Origin of the sequence: methanotrophic endosymbiont of Bathymodiolus puteoserpentis (Logatchev), assembly GCF_900128525.1 — a bacterium.
Classification (GTDB): domain Bacteria; phylum Pseudomonadota; class Gammaproteobacteria; order Methylococcales; family Methylomonadaceae; genus Methyloprofundus.
Map to the genome: position 1 here is coordinate 65,670 of NZ_FQTQ01000048.1, position 23,349 is coordinate 89,018.

23 protein-coding genes are annotated in these 23,349 nt (G+C 40.4%); 12 read left to right on the plus strand and 11 right to left on the minus strand.

Features of this window, described 5'->3' with window-relative positions; translation table 11 throughout:
* Window positions 1–2: 2 nt before the first annotated feature.
* Together rlmB and rnr are read right to left on the minus strand one after the other, a co-directional pair.
* Window positions 3–746, minus strand: coding sequence for a 23S rRNA (guanosine(2251)-2'-O)-methyltransferase RlmB (gene rlmB, locus BQ7314_RS02845; RefSeq protein WP_174482196.1), 744 nt, complete (start codon window positions 744–746; stop codon window positions 3–5).
* Complete coding sequence (gene rnr, locus BQ7314_RS02850) at window positions 743–3,067, minus strand: ribonuclease R (protein WP_174482197.1); 2,325 nt, start codon at window positions 3,065–3,067, stop codon at window positions 743–745. The genes rlmB and rnr overlap by 4 nt, the downstream gene beginning before the upstream one ends.
* A gap of 221 nt (window positions 3,068–3,288) precedes the next feature.
* Here rnr and BQ7314_RS02855 point away from each other — a divergent pair, with 221 nt between their 5' ends.
* From BQ7314_RS02855 to BQ7314_RS02875, 5 genes are all read left to right on the plus strand, one after another.
* The gene (locus BQ7314_RS02855) at window positions 3,289–3,543 is read left to right on the plus strand and encodes an RNA recognition motif domain-containing protein (RefSeq protein WP_174482198.1); all 255 of its coding nucleotides are present in this window, start codon (window positions 3,289–3,291) and stop codon (window positions 3,541–3,543) included.
* Window positions 3,544–3,557: 14 nt separating this feature from the next.
* Entirely contained in the window at window positions 3,558–3,836 is a 279-nt protein-coding gene (locus tag BQ7314_RS02860; RefSeq protein WP_174482199.1) for a VF530 family protein, read from the plus strand.
* A gap of 314 nt (window positions 3,837–4,150) precedes the next feature.
* Window positions 4,151–5,437, plus strand: coding sequence for a transposase (locus BQ7314_RS02865; RefSeq protein WP_174482200.1), 1,287 nt, complete (start codon window positions 4,151–4,153; stop codon window positions 5,435–5,437).
* Window positions 5,438–5,480: 43 nt separating this feature from the next.
* A complete protein-coding gene (locus tag BQ7314_RS02870; RefSeq protein ID WP_174482201.1) occupies window positions 5,481–6,302 on the plus strand; it encodes an ABC transporter permease in 822 nt (273 codons plus the stop codon).
* Window positions 6,299–7,219 (plus strand): ABC transporter ATP-binding protein, encoded by a 921-nt coding sequence (locus tag BQ7314_RS02875; protein WP_174482202.1) that lies wholly within the window; start codon window positions 6,299–6,301, stop codon window positions 7,217–7,219. Before BQ7314_RS02870 ends, BQ7314_RS02875 begins: the two co-directional genes overlap by 4 nt.
* 194 nt (window positions 7,220–7,413) lie before the next feature.
* Here the strand turns inward: BQ7314_RS02875 and BQ7314_RS02880 are convergent, their stop codons facing one another.
* From BQ7314_RS02880 to BQ7314_RS02905, 6 genes are all read right to left on the minus strand, one after another.
* A complete protein-coding gene (locus BQ7314_RS02880) occupies window positions 7,414–7,572 on the minus strand; it encodes a hypothetical protein (RefSeq protein WP_174482203.1) in 159 nt (52 codons plus the stop codon).
* Window positions 7,569–8,102, minus strand: coding sequence for a hypothetical protein (locus BQ7314_RS02885; protein WP_174482204.1), 534 nt, complete (start codon window positions 8,100–8,102; stop codon window positions 7,569–7,571). The genes BQ7314_RS02880 and BQ7314_RS02885 overlap by 4 nt, the downstream gene beginning before the upstream one ends.
* A 250-nt stretch (window positions 8,103–8,352) precedes the next feature.
* Window positions 8,353–8,784 (minus strand): hypothetical protein, encoded by a 432-nt coding sequence (locus BQ7314_RS02890; protein ID WP_174482205.1) that lies wholly within the window; start codon window positions 8,782–8,784, stop codon window positions 8,353–8,355.
* 103 nt (window positions 8,785–8,887) lie between these two features.
* Window positions 8,888–9,583, minus strand: coding sequence for a lysophospholipid acyltransferase family protein (locus BQ7314_RS02895; RefSeq protein ID WP_174482206.1), 696 nt, complete (start codon window positions 9,581–9,583; stop codon window positions 8,888–8,890).
* Between the two features lie 3 nt (window positions 9,584–9,586).
* Window positions 9,587–11,554, minus strand: coding sequence for a non-ribosomal peptide synthetase (locus BQ7314_RS02900; protein WP_174482207.1), 1,968 nt, complete (start codon window positions 11,552–11,554; stop codon window positions 9,587–9,589).
* Between the two features lie 7 nt (window positions 11,555–11,561).
* Window positions 11,562–12,872, minus strand: a complete 1,311-nt coding sequence (locus BQ7314_RS02905; RefSeq protein ID WP_174482208.1) for a cytochrome P450 — start codon at window positions 12,870–12,872, stop codon at window positions 11,562–11,564.
* 278 nt (window positions 12,873–13,150) lie between these two features.
* Between BQ7314_RS02905 and BQ7314_RS02910 the strand changes: the two genes are divergently transcribed.
* From BQ7314_RS02910 to BQ7314_RS02940, 7 genes are all read left to right on the plus strand, one after another.
* Complete coding sequence (locus BQ7314_RS02910) at window positions 13,151–13,621, plus strand: DUF302 domain-containing protein (protein ID WP_174482209.1); 471 nt, start codon at window positions 13,151–13,153, stop codon at window positions 13,619–13,621.
* A 28-nt stretch (window positions 13,622–13,649) separates the two neighbouring features.
* The gene (gene lgt / locus BQ7314_RS02915; protein WP_174482210.1) at window positions 13,650–14,426 is read left to right on the plus strand and encodes a prolipoprotein diacylglyceryl transferase; all 777 of its coding nucleotides are present in this window, start codon (window positions 13,650–13,652) and stop codon (window positions 14,424–14,426) included.
* Window positions 14,423–14,986: an L-threonylcarbamoyladenylate synthase type 1 TsaC gene (gene tsaC, locus BQ7314_RS02920; RefSeq protein ID WP_174482211.1), complete on the plus strand. Its 564-nt coding sequence runs from the start codon at window positions 14,423–14,425 to the stop codon at window positions 14,984–14,986. Before lgt ends, tsaC begins: the two co-directional genes overlap by 4 nt.
* Window positions 14,987–15,175: 189 nt before the next feature.
* On the plus strand, window positions 15,176–15,670 hold the full coding sequence (gene purE, locus BQ7314_RS02925) for a 5-(carboxyamino)imidazole ribonucleotide mutase (RefSeq protein ID WP_174482212.1): 495 nt from the start codon (window positions 15,176–15,178) through the stop codon (window positions 15,668–15,670).
* Window positions 15,670–16,764: a 5-(carboxyamino)imidazole ribonucleotide synthase gene (locus tag BQ7314_RS02930; RefSeq protein ID WP_174482213.1), complete on the plus strand. Its 1,095-nt coding sequence runs from the start codon at window positions 15,670–15,672 to the stop codon at window positions 16,762–16,764. Before purE ends, BQ7314_RS02930 begins: the two co-directional genes overlap by 1 nt.
* Window positions 16,765–16,799: 35 nt before the next feature.
* Window positions 16,800–17,282: an FKBP-type peptidyl-prolyl cis-trans isomerase gene (locus tag BQ7314_RS02935; protein ID WP_174482214.1), complete on the plus strand. Its 483-nt coding sequence runs from the start codon at window positions 16,800–16,802 to the stop codon at window positions 17,280–17,282.
* A gap of 75 nt (window positions 17,283–17,357) precedes the next feature.
* Window positions 17,358–17,828, plus strand: a complete 471-nt coding sequence (locus BQ7314_RS02940) for an NUDIX domain-containing protein (protein ID WP_174482215.1) — start codon at window positions 17,358–17,360, stop codon at window positions 17,826–17,828.
* Window positions 17,829–17,956: 128 nt separating this feature from the next.
* Here the strand turns inward: BQ7314_RS02940 and ubiD are convergent, their stop codons facing one another.
* From ubiD to BQ7314_RS02955, 3 genes are all read right to left on the minus strand, one after another.
* Window positions 17,957–19,420: a 4-hydroxy-3-polyprenylbenzoate decarboxylase gene (gene ubiD, locus BQ7314_RS02945; protein WP_174482216.1), complete on the minus strand. Its 1,464-nt coding sequence runs from the start codon at window positions 19,418–19,420 to the stop codon at window positions 17,957–17,959.
* Complete coding sequence (gene prlC / locus BQ7314_RS02950; protein ID WP_174482217.1) at window positions 19,417–21,453, minus strand: oligopeptidase A; 2,037 nt, start codon at window positions 21,451–21,453, stop codon at window positions 19,417–19,419. The genes ubiD and prlC overlap by 4 nt, the downstream gene beginning before the upstream one ends.
* A gap of 215 nt (window positions 21,454–21,668) precedes the next feature.
* Window positions 21,669–22,958 carry an HDOD domain-containing protein gene (locus BQ7314_RS02955; protein ID WP_174482218.1) on the minus strand — a complete coding sequence of 430 codons (1,290 nt, stop codon included), beginning with the start codon at window positions 22,956–22,958 and terminating at the stop codon, window positions 21,669–21,671.
* Window positions 22,959–23,349 lie beyond the last annotated feature (391 nt).

The window sequence follows — 23,349 nt, forward strand, 5'->3', positions numbered from 1 at the left end:
GCTTACGCACCAAGTCTTTGCCTAAATACTTCATAAATCAACACCCCTGCAGCAACCGAAACATTTAAACTTTCGACACTACCCTGCATAGGAATTTTAACCAAGAAATCACACTGTTCGCGCGTTAAACGACGCATACCTTTTTCTTCAGCTCCCATCACCAAAGCTATCGGCATATTAACATCGGTTTCATAAATCGTTTTTTCGGCCTCCCCCGCCGCGCCAACGATCCAGACACCTTGCTCTTTTAGCCAAGCAATCGTCCGACTAATATTCGTTACCTGGTAAACAGGGACAGTTTCTGCTGCGCCACTGGCTACTTTACAGACTGTCGGCGTAATGCCCACAGCTTGATCTTTAGTAACAATGACACCTTGCACACCTGCTGCATCAGCAGTACGTAAACAGGCACCTAAATTATGCGGGTCTTGAACATGATCTAAAATCAACCAAAACGGTACTTGTTTAGCGCTTTCTACTACCGATTTTAAATCATTTTCAGAATGCATTGCTGGCATTTCTACTTCTAAAATAATACCTTGATGATTTGCCCCTTTAGACAAACTATCCAATTGCTTACGATCCGCTTTCTGAATATTAATGCCTCGCTGCCCCAAACCTTTTACTAAGCCCTGCAAGCGTTCATCTTGTCTTTTTTGATCGACCCACGCCTGATTAATTTTCTCTGGCGAATAATCCAGTGCTGACTGTGCAGCATGTACACCGAAAATTTTTGCTAAACTCATTTATGTACCTTCTTCTCTACCTTACCTTTATGCTTTGGCTTTTTATGTTTTGGTTTCTTTCTGCTTTTCTTCTTAGCTGGTTTATCTAGTGTGTCTGCTGCTGGAGTCCGTGCCTTTATTTTTCTTTGCTGGCCTAGTAACTCAAAGTCAATTTTCTTATCATCTAAATTAACACCAATAACAACAATATTTACACTATCACCCAAGCGATAACACACACCTGTGCGCTCGCCTTTTAGCTGATGGCTTAGTGGGTCAAACTTAAAAAAGTCTTGACCCAAAGACGTCACATGTACCAAGCCTTCAACATACAAATCAGCTAATTCAACAAATAAGCCAAAACCTGTTACCGCAGAAATAATTCCAGGAAAAGTTTCACCAATTTTATCTTGCATAAATTCGCATTTCAACCAACTAACCACATCACGCGTAGCATCATCAGCGCGTCGCTCATTAGATGAACAGTGCTCACCCAACAACGCAATCTCTGGAAAACCACAATAAAAGCTTTCTGGTGATTTACCTTGTAAACAGTGACGAATGGCACGATGCACCATTAAATCAGGGTAACGACGAATTGGCGAAGTGAAATGCGTATAAGCATCTAAAGCTAAACCAAAATGTCCTTTTTTCTCAGGACTATAGACCGCTTGCGACATAGAACGTAATAACACTGTCTGAATTAAATGTGCATCTGGTCGACCTTTAATGGTACGCGTTAAGTTCATATAGTCTACTGGAGTAGGCTTATCACCTCCTCCTATATGTAAACCAACTTCTCCCAAAAAGGTTTTTAAATTCTTAATTTTTTCTTCTGAAGGTCCTTCATGAATACGCAATAAACGCGGCATTTTTTTACGATTCAAATAACGTGCCGCTGCACTATTTGCTGCAATCATAAACTCTTCAATCAACTTATGTGCATCATTTCGCTGGGTAGGCACAATTTTTTCAATTTTACGGTTTTCACCAAAAATAATTTGCGTTTCCTGTGTATCAAAATCCATTGCGCCTCGCACTTCACGCTGTTCACGCATCGCCTTATATAAAGCATACATTTCTTCTAAATGTGGTAGTACGGCTTGGTATTTTTTCTTTAACTTAGTATTATCATGCTCTAGCATCGCTGAAACCTTGTTATAGGTTAAGCGAGCATGTGAACGCATCACAGCATCAAAAAACTTAGTTCGCATTACTTGCCCTTGTTCATTAATAATCATCTCACAGACCATACACAAACGATCTTCATCTGGATTAATCGAACATAAACCGTTGGATAAAATCTCCGGTAACATTGGAATGACTTGCTCAGGAAAATATACTGAGGTACTACGTTTTTTCGCCTCAAGATCCAATGCTGTACCCTGCTGTACATAATGAGATACATCAGCAATAGCAACCAATAACTTCCAGCCTTTCGGTGTTTTACTACAAAAAACGGCATCATCAAAGTCACGCGCGTCTTCACCATCAATCGTCACTAATGGGATATTACGCAAATCAACACGACCTTCTTTTGCTTCTTCAGCAACTACTTTCTTCAGCGATTTAATTTGCTCTAAGACCTCATCAGGCCACTCACAAGGCAAATCATAAGTGCGTATTGCGACATCAATTTCCATGCCTGGTGCCATGTGCGCACCTAGCACTTCAGTAATTTCACCTATAGGCTGATGCCGAGAGGTCGGCTGTTTAGTCAAGGTAGCCACTACCATATCGCCTTTTTTAGCGCCATGACTGCCACCTTTAGAAATCAAAACATTTTGCGTAATTTTCTTATTGTCTGGTTTAACAAACTGTACGCCATGTTCACTCATGAAATGCCCGACAACCTGGTGCGTATTACGCTCCAAAACCTCAACAATCTTGCCTTCTCTGCGGCCTTTTCTATCCACCCCAGAAACACGCACTAATACACGATCATTATGTAAAACTTGATTCATTTCTCGCGGGGTTATAAATAAGTCTTCGCCACCATCATCAGGCTTTAAAAAACCAAAACCATCGGGATAACTTAAAATACGCCCGGCAATTAAATCTTGCTTGTCAACCAAGCAATATTGCTGCCGGCGATTAAATAAAACTTGACCATCACGTTCCATCGCACGCATACGGCGGCGCAAAGCTTCCAACTGGTCTTCAGACTCTAATGAAAATGCCTCAGCAATCTGCTTACGCCTTATCGGCTTACCATGCTGCTCAATTAACTGTAAAATCAATTCTCGACTAGGGATAGGCTGCTCGTATTTAGCAGCCTCGCGTTGCGCATAAGGGTCGGCAACGGTACTAAAATCGATATTATTATCTGAGGATTTGCTCATAATTTTAACTTTATTTTTATTCAAATTTCTTTCTTTTCATAATTATTTTCTTCATCATAACGCAAGATACGCGCACTGCGTAGTAGTTTTCCCTTAATCCACATTAAGAGTAACAATAATCTAACCAAGGCTAAAATAGAGTTAGCTACATAAGGTTTATTAAGACGCGGTACAATACTCGCTAAATATAACTATTTATTCTTATTCATCAAGGCAAGCTCATGAATTTACTCGTTCGTAATATCGCGCGCACTCTAACAGAAGCAGAGCTTCTCGCATTATTTAAGCCTTATGGCAGCATTCAGTCCTGCACCTTAGTTATGAACAAAGAAAGCGGACTATCCAAAGGGTTTGGTTTTATCGAAATGCCCAAGGTAGGCGAGGCTAAAGCGGCCATACTAGGACTTAATGGTAAAAATGTAGGAGGCAGCAAACTACGCGTTAAAAAAGCTGAAATCAAACAAGCAGTAGACTAAGGCTAAAAATCACCATGACGACTGTTCAAGAAAAAAAGCGCGTCAACCAAGACCCGCTCCATGGACTCACACTAAAAGAGATTATGATCCAATTATACGAGAAGTATGGTTGGGAAGAGTTAGGGCAGCACGTGAAAATAAAGTGCTTTACAGACAACCCAAGTATTACTTCTAGTCTTAAATTTCTGCGTAAAACCCCTTGGGCACGAAAAAAAGTAGAAACGCTTTACCTAAACACAGAATGGCCAAAAAAGGATGTTTGGGCTAATGCACGCAATCGCAATAAAACATAAAGGTATTGAGAGAGACTTTTAGCCGTGACTTGTATAAAATCACGACCAAAAGTCTCTCACAACACCTCACCTATTAAGTAACGGTGTCCGCAACAATACATAAGATGGTAGACATACATCAAATCTATGGGTGATAATAAGTTTCCTAAGGTGTAAAAACCAACTTTTACGGAATTCAATTGCACGAAAAAGTGGCGCTCAGAGGGAAGGACAGGCGTTCTAATTGATTGAAAATAATGCAAAAAAAGGCTTGACAGGTCGAATAGGATTTGTTTGCGTATTACCATTTATAATCAGTCACTTACGCTTAAATAATGTCAAAAAGATTAGATAGCTTGCAATCCACACTGATGGATAACACCGTTTTGGGAGAATGGTTCTTGCCCATGCAAAAAGCCCTAGATAAAGTTCGCTTTTCACGCCAAAAATATTCTGTACTCTCTGCTGAGTTTTTTATTTTATTAGGCTGCTTACGTCAATTTCAGGGAACAAAGATACTACGAGAACAAATTCAATCTTTATTCGACATTGATGACACCGCTGAAAAAGCCCCCTTAGCCCGCTCAACATGGTCAGATGCATTAGCCAATTCATCACGCAGCAAAATATTGAAACAGGCTGTCCAAGTCTTGGTGACTTCTGCAAGAAATGAACTGCCCGACAGGTTTTCGGGAAAAGAAGAGTTGGGGATGCGCTCTATTTTTGCCATAGATGCGAGTTATCAAAATGAATCAAGTCATTATCAACCGATTTATCCAGGCCAGGGTGGGACTGATAATAAGAAAGGGCACATGAATATGACGACCTATGATATGCGAGCAGGGATTGCCATTGATAGTCAGACAGAAACTCGCTCTATTGATGAAATGCGCTTTATCAAAGAAAGCTGGGAAGGTTCTCACTGGACTTGCAAAAAAAATGCACTTTTTGTGGTTGACCGCGCCTTTATTGAAGCGCGTTATTGGGATTTACGTAAAACAAAATACGATGTGACAGTGATTACACGAATGAAATCGACTTTCAAATATCAAATTCTTGAGGAAAGTCATGTTGAACAGTCGGCAGTTAATGAGAATATTGTGTCTGATAGGAAAATTCAACTTAATAGCTCAAAACAAGTTTGGCGATTAATACAATTCGTATCGCCTGACGGCAAAGTTTATGAATATCTCAGTAATGATTTTACATTGTCACCTGGTATGATTGCTTTTCTTTATCACCGACGCTGGGATGAAGAAAAATATTTTGATAATTACAAAACAGATATGGCTAATGCCAAAGCATGGGGGAAATCACCTATTGCTATTGAGCAACAAGCTTTATTGGCATTGGTTACACATATACTCATGCGCTTATTTCTAAATAAAAAGGGACAGGAGATGGGCTTGGAAGAAGACCATCAAACACAACAAAAACGCCATGAAGCAAAAGAAACCGCATACTGTATTGACTGGGAAGGCAATTATAATCGTGCTTTTTTTAGAAAACTATCTAAGATTACCAAACAAGCTTGGCGGTTCTTAAAAAACAATTTCCTAAAGAAAAGCGCCACATGGCTCTTTGAGCGCAAGCTCCGACCTGTTTTGATGGCATATCTGTAATAAAATGTCGGACACCGTTACCTATTAAGCGACAGAGAACATCATGACTCCCAGTTTTCTCAACGCCATTCTACTCATCAGTCAATTTGAGTTAAAAAGGCTATTTACCACACGTAAAGGCCTACTTTACCTTATTACTTTTAGCATAGTTTGGTATTTTATTTTGCTCTACCCCATTCGCTTTTCCGCCGATCTATTTGCACAAAATAAAAGCTCAACGCTAGGCAGTAATTTTTTTGAATTTATCGGCTTTGGCGCATTACTTAATTGGCAGATACCCGAATTTGGTGTGTATTGGCACATTGCTTTAGTGATGTTTCCTTTATTGTGTATTACTATTACTTCCGATCAAAGCTGTTCTGATAGAGAGCGAGGTACTTTACGTTTTCTTTCCTTGCGTGCTAGCCGTGATAGCTTATTTTTGGGTCGTTTTGCAGGTGCCATGGCGATTCAGACACTGTTAATCCTAGTCACAGCGCTAACAACATTAATATTAACAATCTATCGTGACACCAATTTATTACTAGTCGCCTTAAATAGCGCGAGTGCAATTGCACTTAATTTAGTTTTAGTGCTACTGCCCTTTACCGCGATGATGGCAGCCTTATCGGCCAGTGTTAAATCCGCTAGACAAGCCACCGTTTGGGCTATTCTCATCTGGAGTTTTCTAGCAGGAATCATTAGTGGTCTGTCTTATTACCTGCCTGCGCTAACTGTTTTAAAAATTCTGATCCCAGGTTACCAAATGGCTGATTTATCTCAACTAGCGGAATGGCAAACTTTAGAACTGGCATATATTCCCATCCTGCAATCCCTCGTTTTCCTAGGCATCGGGCGCTGGATTATGTCGAGACAAAGTTTATGAATAATAGCCCAGTGATACGCTGCCACAACCTGTGCCATTCCTATGCTGGCAAAGCGGTGCTCCGTCAAGTTAACTTTGAGCTAGCCACAGGTGAACCAATAGGTTTAGTCGGCCCTAATGGCGCAGGTAAGACGACTCTACTTAGTATACTTTGTGGTTTTATCTATCCCACAGCGGGCTCGGTAAGTCTATTCGGACATAAACCTGGTGCATCAGCATTAAACGGTAAAGTCTCTGCTCTACCTCAAGATGCAAAATTAGACCCTAGCTTTACTATTGGCGATCAACTCAGTTTTTATGCCCGCTTACAAGGCTTAAATAGACAACAAGCCCTACGCGAAGCTACCCGAGTTTTAGGTGCCGTCGCACTAAAAGATTCAATCAAAGAAAGACCCGATACGCTTAGCCATGGTATGGCTAAGCGCGTAGCCATTGCTCAAGCTCTTATTGGCAAACCAGAATTAATCTTATTAGATGAACCAACGGCCGGACTAGATCCCGTCAATACACGCAACATTCGTGAAATTATTGCTGAGCTATCCCCTACAACCACCTTTATGATCAGCTCACATGACCTCTCTGAACTCGGCCGCCTGTGCCAGCAAGTATTATTACTAGAAAACTGCACTATGAGTAGTATGCAGCTTAACGCATCAGAGCAAGACAGCCCCACTCGGTTTATAACCCTACAAATGGAGCCCTGCCCAACGGTAGAATTAATGAGTAAATTAAAGAATCTCGCTGGCGTACTACTGGTTTCTAACCCACAGAAAAATGAATTTATTATCGAATATAACCCGACCATTGAAGCTAAAATGGATATAAAAATTCTTACCTGCCTAATGGATAACAACTGGCACTATCGCCAATTCAGCCAAGGTAAAACCTTAGAAGAGAAGTTGTTTTTTGAGGAGTAGTGAAAATAGGCTTTTGACTATCGACTGCATCAGCCGACGCTAAAAGGTATACGATGAGCTCCAACAGCGCACTAAACTTTTATATAAAAATGACCTTTTTAAACGGGCTGCGCTTCCAGCGGGGTCGGCTGGATTGAATGGTTATGCTTTTTTCGGGCACAAAAAAGCCCACTAGGAAATGGGCTTTTATTTGACTAAGCAGCTATTTTTTGTTGGTCTTGTTCAATATAAAAATCAGGATTAGAAGATAGCCAGTCTATTTTTCGTAGCTCATGAATAGATGTAGTTGTTAAAATTTCAGTGAAAGCTTTGGTCAAATGCCTTTCAAGCTCTAATAGGTGTTTTTCTTTCATGATATTTCCTCCAATTCTATAATTAGCCATTTACTTTGCTTATAAAGCTTAATACTTGGCAATTTTTCTGATTGTGACAATAGAACATCAAATATTCTATTCATCTCCTCAGTACGATTAAATATTTTTAACTTACTTTGTCCGCCATTAGATGCCATTTCTACTGCACGAATGATCACAGCAACAAGAACTTTTGTTATATCAATGATAACAGAACTTTCTAGTGTTTCTCTCCATTCGGTACTGAGATTTGGCTCTAAATAAACTGTTAAAAACTTAAAAGACGGGTCTTTACTTCTTGATGCGTTTAAAATTTCTGCTACAGCTTTAATATTACCCTCAGTGTCTGTCAAAGAGTAATAGTAATCAGCTTGCTCTTTAGCATGTTTTTCACACAATGCAACAGTCCTGTTTACTTCACTATAAAGAAAACCAGCTTCAACTTTTTTATTTATTTCATCTAGCTGATATGTCCATTGTTCTTCTAGCTTGTTAACGGCATCTTCATTGAGTATATTTAGTTCTAGCAATTAAAAAATCTCTTATTCGTTATTGTAGACGGTAATTATACACCTACATCTAATTATATAGCACTAAAAATCTTTATTTTCAAGCTCAATTGTCTTACGCTAATTTAAGTCAATGTGTTTCAAGTAACCTTAAAAGAATGAGCCTGCCCGCTTAGGAGCATAACATATATATACTTCGCCTAAAAAGAGTGTAGTTCGCTTTGCATATTAGCCGCTTAGCTCTCCTACCTCCTACTATTTACAAAAAGGCTTAAGGCTTGATAATTTTAAAGCTACCCATAGACCAACCTAGGTCATAACCTGTGCCTTTTCCTGATAATGTTACAGTTCGTGATCCCCTTGGTATCCAGCGGCCTTCTACTGACTTACCAAATCCAGCATGCCCACCTATTTCAAAAGCACCACCATAAATATCATCGATACTTTGTACACCGCGAATTTTACCTTTGCCATCAGTAATCTCTGAAGCGCCAAAGGTAAAACCACCCCCTTTTAAACTCAAATCCACATTAGCTTTTTTACCACTAGGGCAAGTCACAACGCCAGAACCTTTATAGGTTTTATAAAAGGCCGACCAGCCTTTCATGGTATATTTCAAATCGCACTCTTCCGCTTCTGTAGTAAAAGAAAAAGACATTAAAAAAAGTGAGCTTGCGAGCAAGCCTAAGACTGGTTTTTTCATTATATATTCCTAGTTATATTTGTTCTTGACCTAAAAATCCTTAAAAAACAGGCACTCTACATAGAGTTTACAAAAGCGAATTTTATACGCCTTCTCATTTCTATTATTGATAAATGCTAAAACTTGCGACTAAGTCCCCAGCCTGCTGACTTAATGCATTAAGCCGATCCGTTAGCTGTTGCTGAAACTCGGCAATCTGCTCAGGAGAGATGCGTTTTTCTACTACAATCGGCTCACCCACCACTATTTGTACCGTACTATACGGCAAAGGTAAAAAGAAATTATCCCAACTCTTTAAGTGAATTTTCCTACTGCAAGCATTAGCCATCGGAATAAGCGGTGCGCCACTGAGTTGCGCCAACGTTACCACGCCGATTTTAGCTTCTCTAGCAGGCCCCAAAGGGCCATCTACTGCCGTACCTACACTGCACTTATCCTTACTGATTGCCTGATAAATATCGCGCATTGCAAGCGCACCTGTCCGATGCTCAGAGCCACGAATAACCCCCACGCCTAAATTAGTTAAAACCGCATCGCCTATATCTCCATCTTTAGAAGGGCTGACTAGAATACTGGTTTTAACCCCTTGTTCACGCAGGCTGAGCAAGAAATCTATCGAAAATGTCATTTGCTGATGCCAATAACAAGGCAAGATAGGCCGCTGCTCCGCGATAAATTCCTGCAAATTCTCTGCGCCGGCAATATTAATTGTGCAGGTTTTATGGAGTAACTTGATATAACCGGTCAAAATCGCAGGTGCGATTTTTTGCTTAAGTACCTTATTTAACCAATATTTCAAAGTCTATTCCTCTTTTTTAGCGTTTTGTTCCAGAAATGCAGCTAACTGAGCAATACTTGGATAATCAAATAAATCAGTCAAATCAACTTGACCAGGAAAAAGTTGATCTAAGCGCTCATGAATTTGCGTCAAAGAAAGTGAACTAATACCAATCTCAAACAAATCATCTTCTGGTGCAATGGTACGCTCGGGTATCACTTCCTTACAAATCTGCATTAATTGCTGCTCTATAGAGCCTTCTGCACTCCCTTCGCTTACAAGCTCTGAACTGGATAATTGCTTAATTTTCGCCAATGTATCCGTGTATTTCCCTGCTATATAATGATTAGAAAGAATAAAGCGCTGTACCTTACCACTAGTGGTTTTAGGGTAAGCTGATACAGGAATCACTTCAGCGACCTCAATACCTGCATCTTTTGCTAACGCGCCACGTATGGCATTAGCAATGGGAATAAATTCACTAAGTTCGCCTTTATAAGTAACAAAAACCGCTAAAGCTTCACCGTTATTGCCTGGAACCGTACAGGCAGCTGCTTTTTGCTGACCCATCTCAGGCAAGGCCTCACATAACTGCTCTAAATCATGAGCGTGATAATTTTGCCCATTAACAATAATTAAGTCTTTAAAACGCCCCGTTAATACCAGCTGTTTTTGATAGGTAAACCCTATATCTCCGGTATCTAACCAGCCCTCTTGATTAATAGTTTCAGTATTTAATTGCGCATCATCATAATAACCTTTAGTCACATTCTCGCCACGAATAAAAACATGCCCTAAAGTTTGCTCAGGCAATTCTTTTCCTGCGTTATCTGCCACCATCAACTCACTTTCAGGCACTGCTGTTCCTAGCAAAACCAACTCCAAACTATCGGCATCATCTACAGCCACTAAAGCAATATTATCGCCTAATTGCAGCTGTTGACGATCAACAAAAACAGATTGCACTTTTGCCGTAGGCTCTGTAAATGCAGCGGCTAAAGAAGCTTCAGCCAAGCCATAAACAGGAAAAATAACGGTATCGCGGAAACCAAAAGGTTTTAAAGTTTGGTTGAACTCTGCACATAAAGCCGCAGATATTTGCTCCGCGCCATTAAAAATCAAGCGTAATGACGACAAATCCAAATGCGCCTGCTTTTCTGCATTAAAATATTTTAAAATATGTTGGTAAGCAAAATTAGGTGCTGCAGAAACCGTTGCTCGTTTTTCGCTGATTTTATCCAGCCATAAATTAGGTCGGCGCACAAACAACTCGGGCGGCATTAAATAAACATCGGTATTTAATACTAAAGGCGATAAATGAAAGCCAATAATTCCCATATCATGCGTTAATGGCATCCAGCTTAAGCTAACATCATTTTGAGTAGCTGCACTGCCGATTAAAATGGAGCGAATATTAGTCATTAAATTATGATGACTTAACACCACACCTTTGGGCTCGCCCGTTGAGCCTGATGAGAACTGAATAAAAGCCGTGTCTTGCGGGAGAATATCAGCAAGCGTAGCTTGATTTTGATCCACTTGAATTTGCTCAGAAATCAACGTTTGCTTTTCTAGCAAAGGTTTCATTTCAGCTAACTGATGCTCATCAGCATATTGCAATAAGTACTGCAATAAACTTGCCGAAGTCCAAATAAACGGCTTATGTAATTTTTGCGCTACTGATAAAACACGTTTATACGCAGCATTTTGTCTAGTAGCACTCAAAGGTACGACAATAATCCCGCCCAATAAAGCCGCCCAGAAGACATCGACAAACTGCTCATTATTATCCGCCAGCAAAATCAACTCATCCCCTTGCTGCATGCCTGCTTGTTGTAATTGATATAATAAACACAAGGCACGCTGGTATAACTGCGCATAACTAACCGTTACTTCATCATTCTTACCTTTAATATAGGTAATGCTTTTATCACCTTTAGCGGCGTGCTGTAGGGCTTCGGTTAGCGTGAGTGGAAAAAATGTTTCGCTCATGTCGTGTTTATCTGTAAGTTGCATGTAAAAAGATATCTTGTTTCGGCCTTAAATTGACCAAGGGCTCTAATTCAACGGCCTGCCCCGGAACCAATTCGAAATGTATTTTTTGAATAATACGGCTGATATGCACTGCCATTTCTTGAATAGCCATACTATCGCCTATACAGCGCCTAGGGCCAATGGCAAAAGGTAAATACGCACCGATATGATGCTTGGCTTTATTTTCTGGGCTAAAACGCTGCGGATCAAAAACTTCAGGATCAGGCCAATACGCTACATTTCGATGCATCAAATAAGGCGGAATCAAAATATCCGTCCCTGCAGGAATATCGAAACCATTATAGTGATCATCTGCCAAAGCTTGTCGCGTCAGCACCCAAACAGGCGGATATAAACGCATAGATTCATCTAATACTTGCTCGGTAAATTTTAGTTGCCCAATATCTGCCATGCTTGGTTCTGAATCTAACGGCATATATTGCTGACTTTCCGCTAAAACTTGCTGTTCAATATCCGTATGTTGCGTAAGTAAATACCAGGTCCAATTCAGCACACTTGCAGTGGTTTCATGACCCGCGATAATCATGGTTAAAATTTCATCAATTTGCAATTTTTCTGGCATAGCCTCACCGCTACGCTTTTCCGTTGCATTCATAACCATCGTTAACAAATCAAAGGGCTGGCGATTTTCTGCACGGCGGCGCTGCATCATATCGCTAACTAAGTGTGTCAACTGGCGGAAACGCCGTGCAAATAGTAAATCTCGTGCGGAATCATCCGTCACCATAAGAAATGGATTCTCACCTGTTTCTACAATAATGCGCTCTAAATCTTCACTAAACAAAGCATGTAAAATAAAATCTAGCGCAGTTTGGCTCATAGACTCAGTCAAATTTATCGGTTTGCCCGCCTTAATATCATTATCCCAGCTAGCGATTAACTTATCCGCACAGTGCGTCATTAAGGACAATTGTTGGGTCAGTAATTTATGACTAAAAAGCGGCTGCATCATTTTACGCTGGCGCTTCCAGAGTTCGCCCTCACTAACAATAATACCGCGCCCCAATAAGACATTAATTTGCTTAATGCCCACGCCTTTTTTGTAATTTTTATAATTTGTGACCAAGATATGTTTAGCCATATCCGGATCACAAACGTTATAAACCCAGCTATTCTGGTCGGGAAATTTAGCTTTAAAGACATTACCCTCAGTCGCTACCAACCCCGTGAGCTGAGGCAAAACCTGCTCAAGTTGATGGTAATTAATAATAATATCCTCACCAGGAGGCAGGCTTAATGGTTTTGAATCAGGCATTCTGGGTTCACTGTGTTAATTTACATCATCAACTTAACACGGGCATACTAAATCTGTAGGGCGTGGCTTTTAGCCCGTCTCTAAATGCTCTGTGGCATTGGCAGGCTAAAGCCACGCCCTACTTAGTGTTATGTCCCGGTTTAAATAGTTAGTCTAATTACCTACAACTAACTAATAATAGTCTAAAAAATTAAGCAAATTCTAACACAGTACAGCAAGCCCCAATAGAATTACATCCACTCCTTTTATTTGCCGATTAACAACTGTTAAAATGACTTATGAAATTATTAACACTTCAAGCACAGCACTTTCTTCTACTCGCAGCCCTGCTAATTCTTAATGCCTGCGCCCCAACACCGGTAGGAGAGTTTATCCCCTACTACCAAGCAGAAACAGAAAAACCTTATGCCGATGTACTCGCTGAATTAGAGATCGCCATTTCCGAACATAATTTCAGAATTACTGGCCACAGCCGCGTAGGTAAAGTCATTCGTGATCGTGGCACAAAAAATTTTCCTGAATATGATACCTTACAATTTTGCAATCTCACTCACGCCAAAACCTTATTACTTATGTCACCTCATGCGGTACGACACATGCCCTGTAATATTGTGACTTATCAGTTTCAAGGAAAAACGATAGTCCGCACACATTTAATGCCGACTAATACTGACAATCCAGAGCTTAACCGCTTTTCAGCCAAAATGAATATCATGTTGAAAGCAATGGTTGATTTTGCCGTAGAATAAACTTAACTCACTGATATACGACATCAACATGGACCACTTTATTTGGAATTTTGACCCTGTTTTAATCAGCTTTCAGTCCATTCGTATTCATTGGTACGGACTGATGTTTGCCTTGGCACTATTGAGCAATTATTTATTAATGCACTGGATTTACTGGCGCGAACTCGGCAATACAGAGGATGTCGACCGTCTGCTGTGGTATTGCATGGGTGGCACAGTGCTTGGCGCTCGGCTAGGTCATGTTATTTTTTACAACCCTACTTATTATTTAAGCAATCCCAGCAAGATTTTTGCTATTTGGGAGGGGGGGCTCGCCAGCCATGGCGGCGTGCTCGGCGTTTTAATTGCCCTGTATATTTATCAGCGTAAAGCCAGCTTTAATTACTTGTGGATTTTAGACCGGGCTGCTATTGCTGCCGCTTTTAGTGGCAGTTTGATCCGTGTCGGTAATTTTTTAAATTCAGAAATTGCAGGTACGGCTAGCGACGTACCATGGGCCGTTATTTTTATCCGTATTGACGAAATTCCAAGGCATCCCGTACAACTCTATGAAGCATTTAGTTATGCCTGTATTTCTTTTTTTCTCTTTTATTGTTATCAGCGTAGCAAAACATTTAATTTAAATGGCCGCTTATTTGCGTGGTTTCTGATACTTATTTTTGGTACTCGCTTTGTTCTAGAATTTTTTAAAGTCAATCTCAACAACTACAGTCATCATTTCTGGTTAGACACCGGACAATTACTGAGTATCCCGTTTATCTTAGTCGGATACTACTTACTCTACCGAGCACGTAAAAATTCATGAGCAATTATTCAAGCTTCAAAATTCGCATGGCTATTAAAGCCTTACAGCAAGGTAAAATCATTGCTTACCCCACCGAAGCGGTTTATGGCTTAGGTTGTGACCCTTTAAATGAAAATTCAGTCTTAAATTTACTGAATATCAAACATCGCCCGATACACAAAGGGTTAATTTTAATTGCCTCTGACTTTGCGCAATTACTGCCTTTTCTTAAGCCTACTGCCAGCATACTTAACCGAATCATGCCCAGCTGGCCTGGACCAGTAACCTGGGTTATTCCTGCGCAAACCTGGGTACCTACCTATTTAAAAGGCGAGCACAACTCATTAGCTGTACGCGTTAGTGCCCACCCACTAGTACAACAACTGTGCTCTACTTATGGCGGAGCAATTGTCTCCACTAGCGCAAATATTAGCAATCAAGCTCCCGCGCACTCATCACTAGCCGTGCGCCAAAATCTAAATACCGAAAATATATTCATACTTCCTGGCACAACACCTAAACATGCACAGCCCACCGCTATTTATAATGCCTTAGATGGACGTTGCCTACGCGTTTCTTAGCTAGTGATTGACCTCTATTTTAAGCACTCATCATAGCAGATGTATATATTGCTCTCGCTATGCTCAAAGTTAGCTGCGCTGAATATTTTAATATTGTCTTGAACACAGGTATAATCAATCGTTTTTTGCTAACGCAATAAGCGACTTTTTCGCTATGCCGTCAGCGTATTATCTTTGCAGGAGCAGTTAATGACCGCATTAGTGGGTATTATCATGGGTTCAACCTCAGACTGGGAAACGATGAGTTTCGCAACTGAAAAACTAGAACTACTCGGCATCCCTTTTGAAGTCGAGGTAGTTTCCGCTCATCGTACGCCAGATAAACTTTTTTCTTATGCTGAAAGTGCAGAGAACAAGGGCTTAGAAGTCATTATTGCCGGTGCTGGTGGTGCAGCGCATTTACCTGGCATGGTAGCCGCAAAAACTATTGTTCCTGTATTAGGCGTTCCTGTGCAGTCTAAAGCATTAAATGGCATGGATTCTTTATTATCTATCGCACAAATGCCTGCAGGAATTCCTGTCGGTACATTGGCGATTGGTAAGGCGGGGGCTACTAATGCTGCACTATTAGCCGCTGCGATTATTGCCAACAAACATAATGAATATAAAGCCCCATTAAATGCGTTTCGCCAAGCACAAACAGAAGCTGTTTTAGCCAATTCAGACCCTCGGGAGCTAGATTAATGATTATTGGTATTTTAGGTGCAGGGCAATTAGCGCGTATGTTAGCGCTTGCCGGCAAACCCTTAGGTCTTAAATTTATTTTCTTAGATCCAACACCTGAATCTTGCGCAGCTGACCTAGGTAAACACCTTATTGGTGATTACACGGATAAAGCATTATTAACACAGTTTGCAGCAGAAGCCGACATTATCACCTATGAATTTGAAAATGTCCCTGTGGAAATCATTCACTTTCTAGCCGAAAGCACACCCGTCTATCCACCAGAAAAAGCCTTGGCAGTCAGTCAAGATCGCATTACGGAAAAACAGTTTTGCCGTAACCTAGGCATTCCTACAGCCGCTTTCGCGACAGTATCCAGCTTAGCTGATTTAGAACAAGCAATGACCAGCATTGGCTATCCAGCTATTTTAAAAACTCGCCGTTTTGGCTACGATGGCAAAGGGCAAGTGGTTTTACGTAAGGCGCAAGACTTAGCTGATGCATGGGATGCGGTACAAAATGCACCTTGTGTGGTTGAAAGCTTTGTCCCTTTTGATCGAGAAGTGTCTATTATTGCTAGCCGTAGCGTATCCGGTCACACTGTTTACTACCCTTTATCTGAAAACACACATGAAAAAGGCATTTTACGTTTAGCCAAAAACACCTTAAGAGATCCATTACAAGCACAGGCAGAGCAGATGATTAACACCCTGCTCACCGCACTTGATTATGTTGGCACGATTGCTTTAGAGTTATTTGCTGTTGACGATCAGCTAATCGTCAATGAATTCGCACCACGCGTACATAATTCAGGTCATTGGACTATCGAAGGCTCTGAAACCAGCCAATTTGAAAACCATTTAAGAGCAATTATCGACTGGCCTTTAGGAGCGACGAATTCAATTGGTTATGCCGCGATGCAAAATTTTATTGGTGGTGTACCTAGCAGCAATAAATTACTGTCTTTATCTCAAGTACACCTACACTTATATGATAAAGCCGCTAGAAAAGGACGCAAAATTGCTCATGCAACGGCTAGAACAGATTCATTAGAAAACTTTACCGATTTAATTGCATTACTTACTGAGCTTGCCAAGCAAAGCGATGATTCATAATTACCTCTTTTCACTCAACCTTTATATCTATCCTTATGAAAAATATTGAAAACCCTGTTGTTTCTATCCACTATACTTTAACTAACAAAGCTGGCGAAAAATTAGATAGCTCAATTGGCTCTGAGCCACTCACTTATATACAAGGTGCGGGGAATATTATTCCTGGTTTAGAAAGTGCGCTTGCTGATAAATCTGTGGGCGATAAGTTAACTGTTACTATCGAACCAAAAGATGCTTATGGTGAGCGTAACGAAGAGCATATCCAAACAGTTCCAAAAGAAATGTTTCAAGGCATTGATAATATTGAAGTCGGTATGCAATTCCAAGCAGACTCTAGCAATGGTCCAGCCATTGTAACGATTACCGCAGTAGAAGGTGATCAAGTGTCTGTTGATGGCAATCACCCTTTAGCGGGTGAGCAACTTACGTTTGATGTGGAAATTATGGATATCCGTCCAGCCACAGAATCCGAAATGGAACACGGCCATATTCATGGCGAAAGTTGTAACCACGGCTAATTCCATTTTTATAGGTAGTTAGGGTTTTCTACATCTGCTAGATAACCTTGACTACACGACTAACTCAGGAGTCTTATGGACCAACTACAATCAGGTATTCGTATTACTGTACGTGCCGTTATTATTCAAGAAGGTAAAATTCTTTTAATCAAAAAAAATAGCCCAGCCGATGGCATCCGCTACACCTTACCCGGCGGCGCACTAAATGCGGGGGAAACATTACATCAAGCCGTTATCCGTGAGTGCATAGAAGAAATCAATACCCCTGTCGTCGCACATGATGTATTGCATATAGCCGACCTATTTATTCCCAAGCTAGAGCCACAACCCTATATCCGCCACCAATTAGAAATATTAATTGACTGCCAAGTTCCAGATAGCTATACCCCTAACACAGGCCCCGAGCCCGACAAGCATCAAGTCGGCGTGGAGTGGTTAGCATTACAAGAACTTTCTGACTATAGCATTTCCCCTGATTTTTTTGCAGCACTGCTTATTAATTTACATTCAGGTGAGCATGATGTTTACGTAGGCTCTGTTGCTTAACAAGGCATACAATCAATAAAACAGAATGAAGCACTACACCACCCCCATAAAAAGAACCAGCGTATCCATCCACAAGTTCAAACTCATTCGAGCAGTGCGGATAAATCCGCACCTACCACTCGGCATGCCTATATACCTAAGCTATCCCACATCTCATCCACTTTCTTTACTACGTCATCAGTCATAGTAATAGTCCTACCCCACTCTCGGGTAGTTTCACCTGGCCATTTATTGGTTGCATCAAAACCGACTTTAGAACCTAGACCTGAAACTGGAGAAGCAAAGTCTAAATAATCAATCGGGGTATTTTCCAAAATAGTTAAATCCCGTGCCGGATCCATACGCGTAGTAATTGCCCAGATGACTTCTTGCCAATTATGCACATCAACATCATCATCAACGACAATCACGAACTTGGTGTACATAAACTGACGTAAATATGACCAAGTGCCGAGCATTACTCGCTTAGCATGACCGGCATATTGCTTTTTCATACTAATCACGGCCATCCGATAGGAGCAACCTTCAGGCGGCAAATAAAAGTCAGTAATTTCGGGAAATTGCTTTTGCAAAATCGGTACAAAGACTTCATTTAAGGCAACACCCAATACCGCTGGTTCATCAGGTGGTTTGCCAGTATAGGTGCTGTGATAAATCGGCGCTTGGCGTTGCGTAATACACTCAATGGTAAACACTGGAAACTCACCCACTTCATTATAGTAGCCGGTATGATCACCAAACGGCCCTTCGGGTGCCATTTCATCAGGATAAATAAAACCTTCAAAAACAATTTCAGCGCTTGCTGGTACTTGTAAATCATTGGTGATCGATTTTGCCACTTCAGTTTTAGAGCCACGTAATAAGCCCGCAAAAGCATATTCTGACAAAGTATCCGGCACTGGCGTGACCGCTGCTAAAATAGTTGCTGGGTCTGCACCTAAAGCCACTGAAACAGGGTATGGTTTACCCGGATTTTTATCTTGCCATTCTTTAAAATCTAACGCGCCACCACGGTGTGCCAGCCAACGCATAATGACTTTATTTTTAGCAATCACTTGCAGACGATAAATACCCAGGTTTTGACGGTCTTTATAAGGGCCTTTGGTAATCACTAAGGGCCAAGTAATTAAAGGCCCAACATCTTCTGGCCAACAAGTTTGTATCGGATATACGCCTAAATCAACCTCATCACCTGTTCTGATAATTTCCTGACAAGGTGGATTTTTCACTACTTTAGGCGCCATATTTAAAACATTTTTAAACACAGGGATTTTATCTATCGCATCCTTCATGCCTTTCGGTGGCTCTGGCTCTTTTAATTGTGATAACAACTCACCAACACCACGTAACGCCGTCACTGAGGTTTCACCCATACCCATAGCCACCCGATCAGGCGTACCAAATAAGTTCGCTAAGACAGGAATATTATGCCCTTTCGGATTTTCAAATAATAAGGCCGGTCCTCCTTGCTTTAAGGTACGGTCGCAAATCTCCGTCATTTCTAAAACCGGATCTATTTCTTGGGTAACACGCTTTAGCTCACCCTTTTTTTCCAACTGCGCAATAAAATCTCTTAAATCTTTGTACTTCATGCCGCAATACCATTATGTCGTAATAAGGCATCAATATTTGGCGCGCGCCCTCGGAATTTAATAAATAAATCCATCGCATCTGCGCTACCGCCCGTTTCTAAAATATGCGTTAAAAAAGCCAGGCCAGTTTCTTGATCAAAAATACCGTTTTCTTCAAATAACGAATAAGCATCGCTAGATAGCACCTCTGCCCATTTATAACTGTAATAACCCGCCGCATAACCACCAGCAAAAATATGTGAAAAACTGTGTGCAAAACGATTAAAGGCAGGCGGAATCATCACCGAAACTTGCTCACGAATTTCATGCAATACCTCATAAATTCGCGCGCCTTGTTCTGGATCATAATCTTGATGCATACGGAAATCAAATAAGCTAAACTCCAACTGCCTGACCATTAACATGCCTGCTTGAAAATTCTTTGCAGCAAGCATTTTTTCAAATAAACTATCAGGCAATGGTTCACCAGTTTGGTAATGCCCTGAAATTAACGCTAAAGCTTCTTTTTCCCAACACCAGTTTTCCATAAACTGACTCGGTAATTCAACCGCATCCCATTCCACACCATTAATACCCGACACGCCCAAATAATCAACTTGCGTCATCATATGCTGTAGACCATGACCAAACTCATGAAATAAAGTTAACACTTCATCATGCGTTAATAGCGCGGGGTCAGTGCCGGTTGGCGGTGTAAAATTACAAGTCAAGTAAGCGACTGGAGTTTGCACTGTGCCATCTGTTTTTTTCCGCCCAACACAGTCATCCATCCATGCCCCCCCGCGTTTTTTAGCACGTGCATACAAGTCGATATAAAACTTACCGCGTAGATTGCCATTTTTATCCAGAATCTGGAAAAAACGTATGTCTTTATGCCAAGAATCAAACGCCGTAATTTCAGTAATATTTAAGCCGTATAGTTTTTCCACTACGTCAAATAAACCTTGTAATACTTTGGGTGCAGGGAAAAACTGCTTCACTTCCTCTTGCGATAAATCATAAGCGTGCTGGCGCATTTTTTCAGAAAAATACCCAACATCCCAAGCATATAGTTTAGCTACGCCATAATGCTCTTTAGCAAACGCGGTTAGCTCTGCTAAATCCTTTTGTGCCTGCGGTAATGATTTTGCTGCCAATTCCTCTAAAAAGTCCATAACTTGCTTAGGTGAATCAGCCATTTTTGTTGCTAATGACAACTCTGCATAATTTTGAAAACCTAATAACATCGCTTTTTCATGACGCAAAGCAATGGTTTGTTCCATAATCTTTGTATTATCCCATTCAGGATTCGTTCCTTGATCTGACGCGCGCGTAGAAAAAGCTTTATACACATCAGCACGTAATTGGCGATCATCAGCGTAAGTCATAACTGGCAAATAAGACGGAAATTGTAAAGTTAACATCCACCCTTTTTTACCTTCCTGTTCGGCAATCTGTTTAGCTTGCTGTAATGCAGAATCAGGTAATCCCGCTAAATCTGCTTTTTTAGTAAAAAGTTTCTGCCAATCATTAGTTGCATCAAGCAAATTTTCTTCATACTTACTGGATAATTGCGAAAGTTCTAAACTGATTTCTTTATAACGCGCCTGTTTTTCATCATCAAGGTCAATCCCCGATAAGCGAAAGCCACGCAATGAATTTTGAATAATTTTTTGCTGTGCCGGCGCAAGTGCCGTATAAACATCACTTGCCGCAATTTGCTCATAGGCTTTAAATAAACCTTTATGCTGCCCCATCGCTGTTGAATAAGCACTTAACTTTGGCAAACAAGCATTGTAAGCATCACGTAAATCATCGTTATTCACTACAGAATTCATATGACTTACTGGCGACCAAGCTTTATTTATGCGATCTTCGGCTTCCTCTAAGGGAGCAATCAGGTTTTCCCAAGTGTAAACTTCATTTTCAGCAAGCAGTGTTTCAACTAAGGCTTGTGCATCAGTCAATAACTGCTCAATAGCAGGCTCAATATGCTCTGCTTTTATTTGTGAAAATAAGGGAAGTTCTGTGGGATTCAATAAAGGATTATTCATGAAAGATAATAATAATGAGTTATAAAAGTGAATAGAAAAAGATTAATAGTTAAGCAAGAACGCTCATGACAATCTTTAATAGGCTGATTTTCTCGTAAATAATACATACAAAGAAAAATCAGGATTTAATTTACCATTTTTCAACTTAGAAAAAGTACTTATACAGTTTACAATCATCACCGCGGTATACCACCTTAAATTTGCAGCCATTATTATTAATGCGAAAAAGCCCTTAATGCATTGTTAATTTTATCTTTAGCATCATGCAAAATCGCCAATGAATGCTCTGGTGATAAAGTTGCATCATTAAGCTTACTAGCTGCTGGAATAGAAGATATTGCGGGATAAGCCTGATTGTCTTTTTGTCCTATTTTGCTATGTAATTGTGCCAATACCACGACATCAAGCACAGACAAATCTTTTGAGCGGTTTTGATACCAATCATTAGAATACAACGGGATATCAGCTAACTCCTCAGGGAAATCCCAACGTTCTAAAACACGTCTACCCACAACGCCACGCACAAAACCCATCGCCTCTTTCAGCTCTGCTTCAGTATAAAAACCATCAGGTAAATTATCTGTAAAGCTTAATAAAGGAATAATACCAATATCAACGACTAAGCCTGCTAGTAAAGCCTCTTCCGGATCAACTTTACCCGTTTCTTTCGCCAGTACATGACTAATACTGGAAATATAAATACTACGTTTCCATAAAGCATCCATATACTTCTTTAGTACGGGTTTTTTACTATTAAAAATCTGTTTTAAGCACAAAGTAGTGACTAAACTACGCGTCCCAATTAAACCAATTCTATTAACCGCCTCTAAGCACGATTTAGCAGGCTGTTGGGTAATATACAAAGGACAATTAGCAACTTGAATCAACTTACCTGAAATAACAGGATCCAATTGAATAATTTTAACCGCCTCATGCACACCGATCTCTTGCTGCATAGACTTGCGCAAATGCAATGCTGTGTCAGGCATCGCAGGAATTTGCACTTCATCATTCGAGAAATTTTGCACAAACAATTGCAATAAACGATTATTTGTATATTTGGGAGGTAATTCTAACTGTTGTACCTGCTTATCTGTTTGATGCATCTGCATAATTTTTTGCGATACAGCCAAAATACTAACATCAGTTTTAGCAATTGCTGTCGTTGTATGCACAGTTCCTGCAAAAAGTGCGAAACGGGATTTTGGTGATGCATTATCAATCGTATAGCTCACACCATTTTGATCAGTCAGCTTAACCTCACCCTGTAATAAAAAATAAACATTATTCGCAGGCATTCCAGCGGCAAATAGCGTTGCTCCTTTAGGGAAAATTTTAGCTTTATGCTCCAAAGCAAAGGTCTCTAAAAACTCTGGTTTTAGTTGTCGAATAGGAATGAGTTTTTTCAAATCATCTACAGAAATAGTCTCAGCTACCTCCATACCCACGCCCTTCTTAATTCCATTAGTTTTTTTTGACTTAAAAAAGTCAGGTATTAAGGCCATTTGCCCCTCATTGAATATAATTCACATAAGTTCAAGTATAGCGTAAAAATCGCGCAAAAAAACCATCGCTCCTTTTTATATAATAAGCTGTAGTACACGACCTCTCTATACTATTATAATAATAGTCAAATAGTCGTATAAATTAACACTCCGCAGATAACCAAAATGGATATTTATAAATTTAAACCAGTACCTGCTCATACTAACTTTCAACTACCGTTTGAATTAACTAGAAAAGACTTTAGTGTTTGGTTGCACTCCTTAGGAATGTGCATGAAATAACTTAGGCAACTTATAAAGTTGTTGCGTCAGGAATGGCAGTATAATTCCATTGCCTCAGGTGCTCATCAAATACAATTCGCATTGACTCTTTAAAACCCTCTGCAACTTT

Coding starts and splice junctions, on each gene's coding strand:
- rlmB (WP_174482196.1), bottom strand. CDS start 746: ATGAGTTTAGCAAAAATTTTCGGTGTACATGCTGCACAGTCAGCACTG.
- rnr (WP_174482197.1), bottom strand. CDS start 3,067: ATGAGCAAATCCTCAGATAATAATATCGATTTTAGTACCGTTGCCGAC.
- BQ7314_RS02855 (WP_174482198.1), top strand. CDS start 3,289: ATGAATTTACTCGTTCGTAATATCGCGCGCACTCTAACAGAAGCAGAG.
- BQ7314_RS02860 (WP_174482199.1), top strand. CDS start 3,558: ATGACGACTGTTCAAGAAAAAAAGCGCGTCAACCAAGACCCGCTCCAT.
- BQ7314_RS02865 (WP_174482200.1), top strand. CDS start 4,151: ATGTCAAAAAGATTAGATAGCTTGCAATCCACACTGATGGATAACACC.
- BQ7314_RS02870 (WP_174482201.1), top strand. CDS start 5,481: ATGACTCCCAGTTTTCTCAACGCCATTCTACTCATCAGTCAATTTGAG.
- BQ7314_RS02875 (WP_174482202.1), top strand. CDS start 6,299: ATGAATAATAGCCCAGTGATACGCTGCCACAACCTGTGCCATTCCTAT.
- BQ7314_RS02880 (WP_174482203.1), bottom strand. CDS start 7,572: ATGAAAGAAAAACACCTATTAGAGCTTGAAAGGCATTTGACCAAAGCT.
- BQ7314_RS02890 (WP_174482205.1), bottom strand. CDS start 8,784: ATGAAAAAACCAGTCTTAGGCTTGCTCGCAAGCTCACTTTTTTTAATG.
- BQ7314_RS02900 (WP_174482207.1), bottom strand. CDS start 11,554: ATGAGCGAAACATTTTTTCCACTCACGCTAACCGAAGCCCTACAGCAC.
- BQ7314_RS02905 (WP_174482208.1), bottom strand. CDS start 12,872: ATGCCTGATTCAAAACCATTAAGCCTGCCTCCTGGTGAGGATATTATT.
- BQ7314_RS02910 (WP_174482209.1), top strand. CDS start 13,151: ATGAAATTATTAACACTTCAAGCACAGCACTTTCTTCTACTCGCAGCC.
- lgt (WP_174482210.1), top strand. CDS start 13,650: ATGGACCACTTTATTTGGAATTTTGACCCTGTTTTAATCAGCTTTCAG.
- tsaC (WP_174482211.1), top strand. CDS start 14,423: ATGAGCAATTATTCAAGCTTCAAAATTCGCATGGCTATTAAAGCCTTA.
- purE (WP_174482212.1), top strand. CDS start 15,176: ATGACCGCATTAGTGGGTATTATCATGGGTTCAACCTCAGACTGGGAA.
- BQ7314_RS02930 (WP_174482213.1), top strand. CDS start 15,670: ATGATTATTGGTATTTTAGGTGCAGGGCAATTAGCGCGTATGTTAGCG.
- BQ7314_RS02935 (WP_174482214.1), top strand. CDS start 16,800: ATGAAAAATATTGAAAACCCTGTTGTTTCTATCCACTATACTTTAACT.
- BQ7314_RS02940 (WP_174482215.1), top strand. CDS start 17,358: ATGGACCAACTACAATCAGGTATTCGTATTACTGTACGTGCCGTTATT.
- ubiD (WP_174482216.1), bottom strand. CDS start 19,420: ATGAAGTACAAAGATTTAAGAGATTTTATTGCGCAGTTGGAAAAAAAG.
- prlC (WP_174482217.1), bottom strand. CDS start 21,453: ATGAATAATCCTTTATTGAATCCCACAGAACTTCCCTTATTTTCACAA.
- BQ7314_RS02955 (WP_174482218.1), bottom strand. CDS start 22,958: ATGGCCTTAATACCTGACTTTTTTAAGTCAAAAAAAACTAATGGAATT.